At 49.0% G+C, this 12996-nt stretch carries 12 protein-coding genes; 11 read left to right on the plus strand and 1 reads right to left on the minus strand.

Going from position 1 to position 12996, the window contains the following annotated elements:
* Positions 1 to 4: 4 nt before the first annotated feature.
* The 8 genes from nagB (at position 5) to DXA36_RS27475 (ending at position 8389) form a co-directional block, all read left to right on the plus strand.
* Entirely contained in the window at positions 5 to 730 is a 726-nt protein-coding gene (gene nagB, locus DXA36_RS27440) for a glucosamine-6-phosphate deaminase (RefSeq protein ID WP_118682458.1), read from the plus strand.
* A 36-nt stretch (positions 731 to 766) separates the two neighbouring features.
* A complete protein-coding gene (gene nagA / locus DXA36_RS27445; protein WP_118682459.1) occupies positions 767 to 1906 on the plus strand; it encodes an N-acetylglucosamine-6-phosphate deacetylase in 1140 nt (379 codons plus the stop codon).
* A gap of 288 nt (positions 1907 to 2194) precedes the next feature.
* Entirely contained in the window at positions 2195 to 2518 is a 324-nt protein-coding gene (locus tag DXA36_RS27450) for a zf-HC2 domain-containing protein (RefSeq protein ID WP_182479281.1), read from the plus strand.
* Positions 2515 to 5163 (plus strand): DNA polymerase I, encoded by a 2649-nt coding sequence (polA, locus tag DXA36_RS27455; protein WP_118682461.1) that lies wholly within the window; start codon positions 2515 to 2517, stop codon positions 5161 to 5163. The genes DXA36_RS27450 and polA overlap by 4 nt, the downstream gene beginning before the upstream one ends.
* Positions 5164 to 5177: 14 nt before the next feature.
* Positions 5178 to 5801, plus strand: a complete 624-nt coding sequence (gene coaE, locus DXA36_RS27460; RefSeq protein WP_118682462.1) for a dephospho-CoA kinase — start codon at positions 5178 to 5180, stop codon at positions 5799 to 5801.
* 91 nt (positions 5802 to 5892) lie between these two features.
* The gene (locus DXA36_RS27465) at positions 5893 to 6693 is read left to right on the plus strand and encodes an MBL fold metallo-hydrolase (protein ID WP_118682484.1); all 801 of its coding nucleotides are present in this window, start codon (positions 5893 to 5895) and stop codon (positions 6691 to 6693) included.
* Between the two features lie 33 nt (positions 6694 to 6726).
* Positions 6727 to 6999, plus strand: coding sequence for an ACT domain-containing protein (locus tag DXA36_RS27470; RefSeq protein WP_118682463.1), 273 nt, complete (start codon positions 6727 to 6729; stop codon positions 6997 to 6999).
* Between the two features lie 25 nt (positions 7000 to 7024).
* The gene (locus DXA36_RS27475; RefSeq protein ID WP_118682464.1) at positions 7025 to 8389 is read left to right on the plus strand and encodes a PFL family protein; all 1365 of its coding nucleotides are present in this window, start codon (positions 7025 to 7027) and stop codon (positions 8387 to 8389) included.
* 61 nt (positions 8390 to 8450) lie between these two features.
* Here the strand turns inward: DXA36_RS27475 and DXA36_RS27480 are convergent, their stop codons facing one another.
* Positions 8451 to 9701, minus strand: coding sequence for a tRNA(Met) cytidine acetate ligase (locus tag DXA36_RS27480; protein ID WP_118682465.1), 1251 nt, complete (start codon positions 9699 to 9701; stop codon positions 8451 to 8453).
* A gap of 273 nt (positions 9702 to 9974) precedes the next feature.
* Between DXA36_RS27480 and pta the strand changes: the two genes are divergently transcribed.
* From pta to DXA36_RS27495, 3 genes are all read left to right on the plus strand, one after another.
* Positions 9975 to 10976 carry a phosphate acetyltransferase gene (gene pta / locus DXA36_RS27485; protein WP_118682466.1) on the plus strand — a complete coding sequence of 334 codons (1002 nt, stop codon included), beginning with the start codon at positions 9975 to 9977 and terminating at the stop codon, positions 10974 to 10976.
* 17 nt (positions 10977 to 10993) lie between these two features.
* Positions 10994 to 12202 carry an acetate kinase gene (locus DXA36_RS27490; protein WP_118682467.1) on the plus strand — a complete coding sequence of 403 codons (1209 nt, stop codon included), beginning with the start codon at positions 10994 to 10996 and terminating at the stop codon, positions 12200 to 12202.
* Between the two features lie 144 nt (positions 12203 to 12346).
* On the plus strand, positions 12347 to 12967 hold the full coding sequence (locus DXA36_RS27495; protein ID WP_118682468.1) for a carbohydrate-binding family 9-like protein: 621 nt from the start codon (positions 12347 to 12349) through the stop codon (positions 12965 to 12967).
* The last annotated feature ends 29 nt before the right edge of the window (positions 12968 to 12996 follow it).

The following is a 12996-nucleotide window of genomic DNA, read 5'->3' on the forward strand; positions in this document are numbered from 1 at the left end:
AAATATGAAAATTATCAAAGCCAAGGATTATAAGGACATGAGCAGGAAAGCTGCCAACATTATTTCCGCCCAGGTTATTATGAAGCCTGATTGCGTACTGGGGCTTGCTACCGGTTCCACTCCTGTGGGAACCTACAGGCAGCTTGTGGAATGGTACAATAAAGGGGATCTGGATTTTTCAGAGGTTACCTCCGTTAATCTGGATGAATACAAGGGGCTTACCAGGGATAATGACCAGAGCTATTATTATTTTATGAATGACAATCTTTTCAAACATGTAAATATTAATAAGGAAAGGACGCACCTTCCTGACGGAACCGAACCGGACAGTACAAAAGCATGCACCGATTATAACAGGGTAATTGCTTCGGTGGGGGGTGTTGATCTTCAGCTGCTCGGGCTGGGCCATAATGGACATATCGGTTTTAATGAGCCTGCTGACAGCTTTGAGCTGGAAACACACTGCGTGGATCTGACGGAATCCACCATTAAGGCAAATCAGCGCTTCTTCGCATCTTATGATGAAGTTCCCAAGCAGGCGTATACCATGGGAATTAAAACCATTATGCAGGCGAAGAAGGTACTGGTAGTAGTAAGCGGGGAAGATAAGGCAGAAATCGTCAAAAAGGCTTTCTTCGGACCGGTAACGCCTCAGGTACCGGCATCTGTTCTCCAGCTTCACAATGATGTGATAGTTGTAGCGGATGAGGCGGCTCTTTCCAAAATCTGACAGAACCTTCCCAAAGCATTCAAGGAGGATATTTTAATGGTAATACAAAGTAAACGGGTATGGATAGCCGGACAGTTTCTTGCCATGCAGCTGGAAATAAATGACGGGAAAATAACGGATATCCTCCCTTATGGTACAAAAGACGCGGATGAAGATTATGGAGAAAAACGTATTCTTCCCGGTTTTATCGATGTTCACACCCATGGAGCCTATGGCTTTGATACGAATGATGCCGAGCCGGATGGCCTGCGTGACTGGATGAATCGTATTCCTGAGGAAGGCGTTACGGCTATTCTCCCTACTACGGTTACCCAGATGCCGGAGGTGCTGACCAAAGCGCTTGCAAATGTGGCCGCAGTCGTTAAGGATGGCTATGAAGGCGCGGAAATCCTGGGGGTTCATTTTGAGGGACCCTATCTGGATATGGAATATAAGGGAGCACAGCCGCCGGAGGCTATTGCCACGGCAGCGGTTGAACAGTTTAAAAAGTACCAGGATGCGGCGGAAGGCCTGATAAAGTATATTACCATGGCTCCTGAGCATGACAAAGATTTTGCGCTGACCAGATACTGCAGGGAAAACGGTGTGGTGGTAAGCATGGGGCATTCCTCCGCCACTTATGAGCAGGCGATGCTGGGGATTGCCAATGGAGCCACCAGCATGACCCATGTATATAACGGAATGACACCCTACCACCACAGGAAACCCGGTCTGGTAGGCACGGCTTTCCGTGTCAGGGATATTTACGGTGAGATTATCTGTGACGGCTGCCATTCCCATCTGGCTGCTTTAAACAACTATTTCCAGGCAAAAGGCAGGGATTACGGAATTATGGTGAGCGATTCCCTCCGTGCAAAGCATTGCCCTCCCGGCGGCAGTTACCAGCTGGGCGGCCATGATATTGAAATCGGCGAAGATGGACTTGCCAGGCTGAAGGGCACCGATACAATAGCGGGAAGTACCCTGAATATGAATAAGGGCCTGCAAATCCTGGTGGAAAATGCGCTGATTCCTCTGGATACGGCAATAAACTCCTGTACACTGAATCCTGCCAGATGCCTGGGTGTGGATGACCGCAAAGGCAGGCTGGTGGTTGGATACGATGCGGATATTGTGGTCCTGGAAGATAATTATGACGTAGTACAGACCTACTGCAGAGGAAAAAGGATGCTGTAATGGGATGGACGTTTGTTAAAATTGGAAACCGGGACAAGAGATATCCGTGTTAATACATTAGAAAATGAAATGCGCCGCATGAAAGAAAAAATAAATAGTTTTGCATAATATAAATCGAATGGTTCAGGTATATAAGGGAGTAAAGCTACTATGGGGTTTACTCTCTTATTTTTTTGTCTTTTTTCAGAAAAATCTTTTATATCTTCTTGTTTTAGTATATATTAATATAAGAGTGGAGGAAACTATACGTAGGTTTCCTGCATGGTTAAAAGGAAGGAGGCCGTCCGGATGGACTGTAAACAGGCGGAAAAACTGATTCCCGATTTTATTAAAGGAGAGATGGAAACCAGGGCGGCAAAGCAATTCCTGGAGCATGTAAAAAAGTGTCCGTCCTGTAAGGAGGAGCTGAGCATTCAGTTTCTGGTTACGGTGGGAATGGAACGGTTGGAGGACGGAGACGCTTTTAACTTAAATGATGAGCTTTCCGCAAGACTGCAAACTGCGGAGAGCCATGTAAAAATACGCCAGAGGCTGCAGTGGGGGCTGTATTATTTTGAAGTGATAGCTATACTGACAGTGATTCTGGTTATGACGACGGTGGTATTTATATGAGTAAAAAAATGGTTCTGATTGACGGGCACAGCATACTGAACAGGGCGTTCTATGGTGTGCCTGATTTGAGTAATGCCCAGGGGCTGCATACCAATGCGGTATATGGCTTCCTGAATATTATGTTTAAGATTCTTGAGGAGGAAAAACCGGAATTCCTGGCGGTTGCATTTGATGTACATGCCCCTACCTTCCGGCATGAACTTTATAAGGAGTATAAAGGGACAAGAAAACCCATGCCGGAGGAACTGCGGGAACAGGTACCGGTAATCAAGGAAGTGCTGCAGGCAATGGGTATTTGTACGGTGGAAAAGGCCGGACTTGAGGCGGACGATATTCTCGGCACGCTGGCAAAACGGGGAGAAAAGGAAGGTATGGAAGTGGCTCTGGTATCCGGAGACCGGGATCTGCTGCAGATTGCCAGCGACCATATCAAAATCCGCATACCCAAAACAAAGGGCGGAAAGACGGAAATTGAAGACTATTACGCCAGCGATGTGGAAGATGCATATCAGGTAACTCCGGAACAGTTTATTGAACTGAAAGCGCTGATGGGGGACTCTTCCGACAATATTCCGGGTGTTCCCAAGGTGGGGCCTAAAACCGCAACGGATCTCATGGTGCAGTATGGTTCCCTGGAAAATATATATACCCATTTGGATGAGATCAGCAAAAAAAGCATCCGGGAGTCGTTGGCTGAAAACAAAGAGCTGGCAGATTTAAGCAAGGTGCTGGCAACAATCCATACGGACTGTGAACTGGATGTGACATGGGATATGGTAAGCATGCAGGCGCTTTTTACACCGGAGGCCTATACGTTATTTAAGCAGCTGGAATTCAAAAACCTGCTTGGACGGTTTGAAGAAGAAGCAGTGACGAAAAATAACCAGAAGGACTTCTTTTTCATGACATCCGATCTGCAGGAAGCAGAAGCGGCCTTTGAGGAAGCCGGGAAAGCGGAAAGAGCGGCTTTTCTTGTTCTGGAAGACAGCGGCAGGGAAGAGGATTTTGCTGCGCTGGCGCTGGCGGCGGCTTCGGATAAAATATGGATTTTAAGGCCGCAGGGCTTTTTGACGAAAGAATATCTGACGGATAAGCTGGCTGCGCTGGCCCAAAGGGGAGCGGAGCTTTCCACCTTCCAGATCAAGCCGCAGTATGCCTATTTGAAGCAGGATGGGACAGAGCAGTTTTTTGATGTGCTGATTGCCGCGTATCTGCTGAATCCGCTGAAAAATGATTACAGCATAGAGGATATCGCCAACGAGCAGCTGGGACTGATGATCCAGAGCCGGCAGCAGCTTCTGGAGAAGCTTCCTCTTGCGAAAGCGGCTGGTGAAAGGGAAGAGGCATTCCGGGAATATGCGGGATTCGCCGTTTATACCATTTTCATGGCACAACCCCTGCTTTGGGGAAAGCTTCAGGAAACACAGATGGATAAGCTGTTCTGCGAAATAGAAATGCCTTTGACAAAGGTCCTTCATGAGATGGAAACAGAAGGGGTGGAGGTTCGTCCCGAGGAGCTGAAGGCCTATGGGGATGCGCTGGTGGACCGGATTACCGAATTGGAGGATTCCATTCACAGGCAGGCAGGCGAAGATTTCAATATCAATTCGCCCAAACAGCTGGGAGAGATCCTTTTTGAAAAAATGAAGCTTCCCGGAGGAAAGAAAACGAAGACCGGCTATTCCACTGCAGCTGATGTCCTGGATAAGCTGGCACCGGATTATCCCGTAGTATCGGAGATTCTGGAATACAGGGGCCTGACCAAGCTGAAGTCCACCTATGCGGATGGCCTGGCGGTTTATATCGGGGAAAACAACCGGATTCATACCACACTTAACCAGACTATCACGGCAACCGGCAGAATCAGCTCCACGGAACCGAATCTGCAGAATATTCCTATGCGAATGGAGCTGGGAAGGCTTATCCGGAAGGTTTTTGTGCCCAAGGAAGGCTGTGTATTTACCGATGCGGATTATTCCCAGATTGAGCTGCGGGTTCTTGCCCATATGTCCGGGGACGGGCAGCTTATTGAGGCGTACCGTTCCGACGCGGATATCCATCGGATTACCGCATCGAAGGTGTTCCATACTCCTTTTGAGCAGGTAACGGATCTGCAGAGAAGAAATGCCAAGGCGGTAAATTTCGGTATCGTGTATGGGATAAGTTCTTTTGGTTTGAGTCAGGATTTGAGCATTTCCAGAAAAGAAGCGTCCCAGTATATTGAGGAGTATTTTAAGACCTATCCCAAAGTGAAGGAATTCCTGGATGAAGAAGTGGAAAAGGCAAAAGAAAACGGCTATTCCGTAACGATGTTCGGAAGAAGAAGGCCGGTTCCGGAGCTGAAGTCCAGCAATTTCATGCAGCGCTCCTTCGGGGAACGAGTGGCTATGAATGCACCGATCCAGGGAACGGCGGCAGATATTATTAAGATTGCCATGATACGTGTCTGGAAGCGTCTGAAAGAGGAAAAACTAAAGTCCAGGCTGATTCTGCAGATCCACGATGAGCTTTTGGTGGAAACGGCACAGGATGAGGTGGATCAGGTTGCGGCTATCATGGAAACGGAAATGAAGAATGCCGCGGATTTGGCGGTGTCTCTGGAAATTGATCTTCATACGGGAAAGAACTGGTATGAAGCGAAGTAGGGGGAAGGATTAAGATGAAGCTGATTGGAATTACCGGCGGCGTGGGGGCGGGAAAATCCCAGGTGCTTATCTTTCTGGCTTCCCATTGCAATTGCCGTATCCTGCAGGCGGATGATGTGGGAAATGAAGTCAAGCTGCCCGGGCAGGAATGCTACGGGCAGCTTGTGAAGCTGCTGGGTGAAGATGTGCTGGAGGCGGACGGCAGGATAGATAAGGGAAAAATGGCCGCCCGCATCTTTGTGGACAGTAAGCTTCTTGCTGAAGTGAATGCGATTATCCACCCTGCCGTAAAAAGGTACATAGTAAAGGAAGTGGAGAAGGAAAAAAAAGCCGGGAGGGCAGATTTCTTTTTTTTGGAAGCCGCACTTTTGATTGAAGAGGGTTACGGGCAGATCGTGGATGAACTCTGGTATATCTATGCGGATGAAGAAATCAGGCGCAGGCGTCTGAAAGAAAGCAGAGGTTATACGGATGAAAAGATTACCCGTATTTTTGCCAGCCAGCTGCCGGATGAGGAATTCCGCAGGCACTGTGCACGGGTGATTGAGAATAACGGAGATTTGCGGGAAACCTGTCTGCAGCTGGAGAAAGCGCTGGAAAGTAACCGTTCAGGCAGGCCTGCGCTGGAAAAGGCCTGATTTTTTCAAATCCGGCTTTTTCCCTTGCAAGAATGATCCGGATATGGCATATTAGTACATGGATATTGCAGAAGATAAGGAGTTAAAAATTATGAGACTGTGCAGCATTGCCAGCGGCAGCAGCGGAAACTGCATTTATGTAGGAACGGATACGACCCATGTACTTGTGGATGTGGGGATCAGCAGAAAGCGGACGGAGGAAGGGCTGAACAGCTTAGGGGTGTGTCCGGGCGATCTGGATGCGATATTTGTAACTCATGAACACAGTGACCATATCAGCGGGCTGGGGGTGTTTTCCCGTAAATATAACGTTCCAATATATGCCACTCCCAGGACGGTGGAAGCGATCCGGGGATGCAAAAGCCTTGGGGCTATAGACGGCGATCTGTTTCAGCCGGTAAAGGCGGATGAAAGCTTTACCATTAAGGATATGACAGTAAATCCCATGCGTATTTCCCATGATGCGGCGGAACCTGTGGCTTACCGTTTTTCTTACGGGAAGCAAAAGATCGGGGTTATAACGGATCTTGGCACCTACAACGATTATACAATAGAATCCCTGAAGGGAATGGACGCCCTTCTCCTGGAAGCAAACCATGATGTGAATATGCTTCAGGTCGGCCCCTATCCTTATCCGTTAAAACAGCGGATACTGGGCGACCGCGGACATCTTTCCAATGAAAATTCAGGAAGGCTGTTAAGCCGTCTGCTGCATGACAAGCTTCAGTATATCGTCCTGGGACATCTCAGCAAGGAAAATAACCTGCCGGAGCTGGCTTATGAAACGGTGAAGCTGGAAATCACCCAGTCGGATACCTGTTATAAGGCGGGGGATTTCCCGATTCAGGTGGCTAAACGGAGCGAAGTTTCCCGGTTAATCGAAATCGCATAGTACATCGCATAAGGAAGAGTGGAGGAAGAGTAAATGAAAAAAACAATTATTACGGTAGTGGGCCACGATACGGTTGGGATTATTGCCAGAGTATGTACCTATCTGGCGGAAAATAATATCAATATCCTGGATATCAGCCAGACGATTGTCCAGGGATATTTCAACATGATGATGATAGTGGATATGAACCATACCGGCAAGCCTTTTGGTGACATCACGGATGAACTGACCGGACTGGGAGAGAAAATTGGTGTTATTATCAAATGCCAGAGCGAAGAAATCTTTAACCAGATGCACAGGCTCTGATAACGGGAGTGAAGAGGTTTAAGGTATGATTAATATATTTGAAGTCAATGAAACGAATAAAATGATCGAGAAGGAAAATCTGGATGTGCGGACCATAACCTTAGGTATCAGCCTTCTGGATTGTATCGATGCAGATCTTGACCGGGTAAACGATAAAATTTACCGTAAAATCACGCAGGCGGCCAGCAATCTGGTACAGGTCGGTGAAGAGATCTCCCGGGAATATGGGATACCTATTGTAAATAAGAGAATATCCGTCACCCCTATAGCACTGATAGGCGGAGCCGCCTGCAAAACGCCGGAGGATTTTGCAACCATAGCTGATACTCTGGACAGGGCGGCAAAGGAAGTGGGCGTGAACTTTATCGGAGGTTATTCGGCTCTGGTGTCCAAAGGAATGACACCGGCTGACGAACTGTTAATCCGCTCTATCCCCATGGCGCTTGCCAGAACAGAAAGAGTCTGCAGCTCTGTGAATCTGGGTTCCACCAAAACGGGAATTAATATGGATGCAGTCCGGCTGATGGGACAGATCATTCTGGAAGCGGCGGAATATACAAAAGAAACAGATTCCTCCGGCTGCACCAAGCTGGTGGTATTCTGTAATGCGCCGGATGACAATCCCTTTATGGCGGGGGCCTTCCATGGAGTGACGGAGGCGGATAAGATCATTAACGTGGGTGTCAGCGGGCCGGGTGTTGTGAAGACGGCGCTGGAAAAGGTGAGAGGAGAGAATTTTGAAGTTCTCTGTGAGACTATCAAGAAAACTGCATTTAAAGTAACCCGGGTGGGCCAGCTGGTAGCAAGAGAAGCCTCCAGAAGACTTGGGATCCCTTTTGGTATTGTGGATCTTTCCCTTGCCCCCACTCCTGCCATCGGCGACAGTGTGGCGGATATCCTCTGTGAAATCGGCCTGGAGCATGCCGGGGCGCCCGGGACGACGGCTGCGCTGGCACTGCTGAACGATCAGGTGAAAAAGGGCGGCGTTATGGCATCCTCCTATGTGGGAGGTTTAAGCGGTGCATTTATTCCCGTGAGCGAAGATCAGGGAATGATAGATGCAGTCACTGCAGGAGCGCTTACCCTGGAAAAACTGGAAGCTATGACCTGCGTCTGCTCTGTGGGGCTGGATATGATCGCGGTTCCCGGGGATACCAAGGCGTCCACGATTTCCGGAATCATCGCGGATGAGATGGCGATAGGTATGGTAAACCAGAAAACGACCGCAGTCCGCCTTATTCCCGTTATCGGGAAAAAGGTGGGAGATCATGCGGAATTCGGCGGTCTGCTGGGACATGCGCCCATTATGCCTGTGAATTCCTTTGGCTGTGAAGCCTTCGTGAACCGGGGAGGAAGAATCCCTGCGCCGATTCACAGCTTTAAGAACTAAACCATCCGGCCGGATGGTGCACAAATGCCGCCCGGTATAATTACGCCGGGCGGCATTTGAATTACAGGACAGGAATCTGACGCTGGTATTCATTCGGAAAAGGCTTGTCATATTTGCCGCTGACTACGGTCTGGTAAATATGAGAGGCCTTTATGTCTTCCTTCAGCATCTCTTCCTGATAAGGGGAAAGGAGGCTGGGAGCATCAGCCAGTTTGGAAAGAAAAGGAATTTTGGAATTCTGTTTAATGGCATGTAGGAGCGGGGCAGCACTTTTCCGGAAGCCTAGAGGACGGGCATAGGAGGAAAAAGACAGACGCTTGCTTTCTTCCTGTTTTTCCCCTGTAAGCCCCAGCAGGATATGGCACAGGCAGCGGCTGATCCGTGTATATGTCATATCTTTGGAATTCTGCAGGAGGCAGAATTCATGCCAGCCCGTAAAGCGGTTCAGATTCTTTCTCAGCCGGTCCGAAAGATCCGTTGTGACATCCGCATAAGAAGAAAGGCCATTTTCTGCTTCCATCAGCAGCCGGTAACATAAAAGAGGAGAAAAGTCTTTTTCGGAAACCGTCCCTCCTTCCCGGAGGCTGGATTGCCAGATTTCCCTTGTCTCTTCGGGAAGAGAACCACGGATATCGGCAAAGCCGCCGCCCTCCTGCAGGGCATGACGAATGGCAAATGCCGAACTGAAGCCGCAGGATCTGTCCTTTTCTCCTTGCATTTGTGCATCATGATAGCCGGCCCCCTTCCGGAGAATGGTAACCGGCCGTATGGCGCTTTGCAGACCCAGCAGAGCCCGGCAGTATTCAATTCCAAGGATATTGTTGGGAAGCGCAAACAAATCGCCGCTTTCATCTTCCCCATATCCCAGAGCCCTTGCCCGTGCGGCAGGAAAAGACAGTCCGCTGCGTAAGCCCTGCCGCAGCGTATTCCCATAGATTTCCGAAGCTTCCGCCTTCGAGAGCGCGGCAGCAGCTTTTTGCAGCTTCCCGGCGTTCCCGCATTCGCTTCCGAAACAGAGCGCATCCACAACACCCAGCTGATGCAGCAGCGAAACCGCACCGCCTGCGAAAAATTCCGCACTGGCACAGGCAAACCGCACCGGCAGCTCCAGAACCAGATCTGCGCCGCAGGCAAGGGCCATACGGGCACGGGAATATTTGTCAAGAAGGGCGGGTGTCCCTCTTTGTGTAAAATCACCGCTCATTACTACAAGCAGGTAATCGGCCTGCGTGAGTTCCCTCGCTTTCTGCATATGATAGGCGTGCCCTTTATGAAAGGGATTATATTCTGCAATAATTCCGGTAACTTTCATGTATAAAGTCCTTTCCGTTCGCTTCCTGTTTCTGAACAATTACAACAAGAATAGCATGTTTCAGAGGGCGGCACAATGATATAAATTTGTCAGACTGCTGGTTTTGTACAAATTCACGAACAATTTTGGCATATTTATGAAATGTGCAAGATTTTGTACAATAATTTCAGGAAATTAGCCTTGTATACAAAAAAGGAATCCGATATAATTTATTCAGACGATGAAAGAACGACAAAATCTGGAAGAAGTGGAATAGAAAGGAGTTTTTTGGGTATGTCTTATATTGATACAATTAAAGAGAAGGCAAGGGCTGACAGAAAAACAATTGTACTGCCGGAAACAAATGATAAGAGGACTCTTATCGCAGCGGCACATGTGCTGCATGAAGGGATTGCCAATATTATTATGGTGGGCAACGAAGAAAAGATTATGGACGGCGCCGGCTGGCTGGAAGTGGATCTGACCGGGGTGACGGTGATTGACCCCTCTAAGACGGATAAATTGGATGAATATGTGGAGCTGCTTTACGAAACGAGAAAGGCGAAGGGGATGACGGTGGAAAAGGCCAGGGAAATCCTGCTCAGTGATCCTCTTACCTTCGGCGTGGTTATGGTGAAGGCCAATGATGCGGACGGGATGGTGGCCGGAGCATGTCATGCCACAGCAGACGTTTTACGGCCGTCTCTTCAGATTTTACGGACGGCTCCCGGCGTAAAGCTGGTTTCCGCTTTCTTTATCCTGGATGTCCCGGATTGTGAATACGGAGAGCACGGAACCTTTTTGTTTGCAGACTGCGGCCTGAATCAGGATCCCACTTCAGAAGAACTGGCGGCCATTGCCGATACCAGCGCCAAGAGCTTTAAGCAGCTTATCGGGGCAAAACCTATTATTGCCATGCTGTCCCATTCCACGAAAGGAAGCGCCCATCATGCCCTGGTGGACAAGGTGGTAAAGGCGGTGGAAATCGCCCATGAGGAATACCCGCATCTGACCCTGGACGGAGAACTGCAGACAGATGCTGCACTTGTGCCCAAGGTTGCCAAATCCAAGGCGCCCGACAGCGATGTGGCAGGCAAAGCGAATGTATTGATATTCCCTAACCTGGATGCAGGGAACATCGGTTACAAGCTGGTGCAGCGGCTGGGCAGGGCAGAAGCCTACGGCCCTATGCTTCAGGGGATCGCAAGGCCGGTTAATGACCTTTCCAGAGGCTGTTCCTGGGAAGATATTGTAGGTGTTGTGGCACTGACGGCGGTACAGGCACAGCTGGTATAAAGAAAGGGATTACTACTATGAATATTTTAGTTATTAACTGCGGAAGCTCTTCCTTGAAATTTCAGCTGATTGATTCGCAGAGTGAGAAGCTGATTGCAAAAGGGCTGTGCGAGAGAATCGCGATTGAGGGAAGCCGTCTGGTATATACCCCTGCGGGCGGGGAGAAACAGATCACAGAGGCTTCCATGAAGGATCACAAGGAAGCTGTCAGCCTGGTGCTGAAAGCTCTTACAGATGAGAAAACCGGAGTGGTGGCGAGCCTTCAGGAAATTGAGGCGGTAGGACACAGGCTGGTACACGGCGGGGAGCATTTTGCAAAAGCTACGCTGATAACGGCAGAAGTGAAGAAAGCCATTCAGGATTGCTGCGAGCTGGCGCCGCTTCATAATCCGGCTAATCTTATCGGCATTGAAGCATGCGAAGCTCTCATGCCCACAACCCCTATGGTGGGAGTATTTGATACCGCATTTCATCAGACCATGCCGGAAGAAGCATATATGTATGCCATTCCCTATCACTATTATCAGGATTATAAAATCAGAAGATACGGTTTCCATGGGACAAGCCATGCCTACGTATCCCGGCGGGTGGCGGCGGTCCTGGGACAGCCTTATGACAGCCTGAAAACTATCGTCTGCCATTTGGGAAACGGAGCTTCCGTATCGGCTGTCAAATACGGGAAATGTATCGATACGTCTATGGGGTTAACACCCCTGGAAGGGTTGATAATGGGAACCAGAAGCGGGGATATCGATCCGGCGATCATGGAATTTATTGCCCATAAAGAAGGGAAGCGCATTGACGCGATCATGAATATCCTGAATAAGGAATCCGGTGTCTATGGCCTTTCCAACGGCTTTTCCTCCGATTTCAGGGATCTGGAGGATGCTTATCTGGAAGGAAATACGGATGCGGTCCGTGCGCTTAAGGCATTTTCCCAGAGGGTGATCAAATATATCGGCGCATATGCGGCGGAAATGGACGGCGTGGATGCAATCTGCTTTACCGCAGGATTGGGTGAAAACAGTCCCATTATCCGTGATATGGTATGCAGCAGCCTGTCTTTCCTGGGAATTTCCCTGGATGAGGAAGCGAATCATAAACGCGGGGAGGAAATTGTAATTTCCAGGCCGGGCAATGGAACGAAAGTGTTGGTAATACCCACGAACGAGGAATTGGCTATAGCCAGGGAAACCGCGGAAATCCTTAAGTCAGACCTTCAGTAAAGCTATGCGGCCGTAATCTTTGGCCTATCCGGGGGGCTTTCCCGTGTTTGGGTATCCTGTACCACGCCCTGTGCAGTCCTCTTCAGGCCGGTATGACGGGAAAATGAGAATCACTGCCAGGCAGGTGAGGAAGTGGGATGCAAAATGGAATATCAGGTTACAATAATCAATTCTGCAGAGGAGATCGGGAAATGCGAGGAAGCCCGGATGGACAGCTGCATGTGGACCTGCCGGGTAAAGCCGGCTGCCCGTGGGCGGATGGGTTATATCCGGGGAAAAGGCTTTTGGGTGGAAATGGTATGTGAGGAAGAAAATCCGAAAAGGGAATACCATAGTTACATGGATCCGGTATGCAGAGACAGCGCCATGGAAGTGTTTCTTGCATTTCCGCAAAAAGGGGAAGCCCTTACCAATGATGTTATGTATGTCAATTTTGAGGTGAACGGAAATGGAGCGCTGTATGCCGCATATGGCAAAGGCAGGAAAAACAGGGCGCCTATGCCGGAAGCATATCTGGAAGAATGCGGATGCAGGGCAGATATTGAGGATAAACAATGGAAGGTATCCCTCTTGATTCCGGAAGCCTTCCTGCGCGGAGAATGCGGGTTGGAGTCCCTGGATGAAACGACGGAATTTTATTGTAATTTTTATAAAATTTCCGAAAGCCCTGAAATTGAGCATTATGCGGCTTTTTGCAGCATTGAAAATGAAACACCGAATTTCCACCTTCCTGTTTATTTCGCAAAAGCCAATATTACAGCATAAAATAATGTAACCGTTCAGACGGGGTCAGA

Origin of the sequence: Eisenbergiella sp. OF01-20, assembly GCF_003478085.1 — a bacterium.
In the GTDB taxonomy this organism is placed as follows: Bacteria; Bacillota; Clostridia; order Lachnospirales; family Lachnospiraceae; genus Eisenbergiella.

What these genes read in the sequence shown, in the direction of transcription:
- pta (WP_118682466.1), top strand. Translation starts at nt 9,975, where the DNA reads ATGTCTTATATTGATACAATTAAAGAGAAGGCAAGGGCTGACAGAAAA.
- DXA36_RS27450 (WP_182479281.1), top strand. Translation starts at nt 2,195, where the DNA reads ATGGACTGTAAACAGGCGGAAAAACTGATTCCCGATTTTATTAAAGGA.
- DXA36_RS27475 (WP_118682464.1), top strand. Translation starts at nt 7,025, where the DNA reads ATGATTAATATATTTGAAGTCAATGAAACGAATAAAATGATCGAGAAG.
- polA (WP_118682461.1), top strand. Translation starts at nt 2,515, where the DNA reads ATGAGTAAAAAAATGGTTCTGATTGACGGGCACAGCATACTGAACAGG.
- DXA36_RS27490 (WP_118682467.1), top strand. Translation starts at nt 10,994, where the DNA reads ATGAATATTTTAGTTATTAACTGCGGAAGCTCTTCCTTGAAATTTCAG.
- DXA36_RS27465 (WP_118682484.1), top strand. Translation starts at nt 5,893, where the DNA reads ATGAGACTGTGCAGCATTGCCAGCGGCAGCAGCGGAAACTGCATTTAT.
- nagB (WP_118682458.1), top strand. Translation starts at nt 5, where the DNA reads ATGAAAATTATCAAAGCCAAGGATTATAAGGACATGAGCAGGAAAGCT.
- DXA36_RS27480 (WP_118682465.1), bottom strand. Translation starts at nt 9,701, where the DNA reads ATGAAAGTTACCGGAATTATTGCAGAATATAATCCCTTTCATAAAGGG.
- DXA36_RS27495 (WP_118682468.1), top strand. Translation starts at nt 12,347, where the DNA reads ATGGAATATCAGGTTACAATAATCAATTCTGCAGAGGAGATCGGGAAA.
- DXA36_RS27470 (WP_118682463.1), top strand. Translation starts at nt 6,727, where the DNA reads ATGAAAAAAACAATTATTACGGTAGTGGGCCACGATACGGTTGGGATT.
- coaE (WP_118682462.1), top strand. Translation starts at nt 5,178, where the DNA reads ATGAAGCTGATTGGAATTACCGGCGGCGTGGGGGCGGGAAAATCCCAG.
- nagA (WP_118682459.1), top strand. Translation starts at nt 767, where the DNA reads ATGGTAATACAAAGTAAACGGGTATGGATAGCCGGACAGTTTCTTGCC.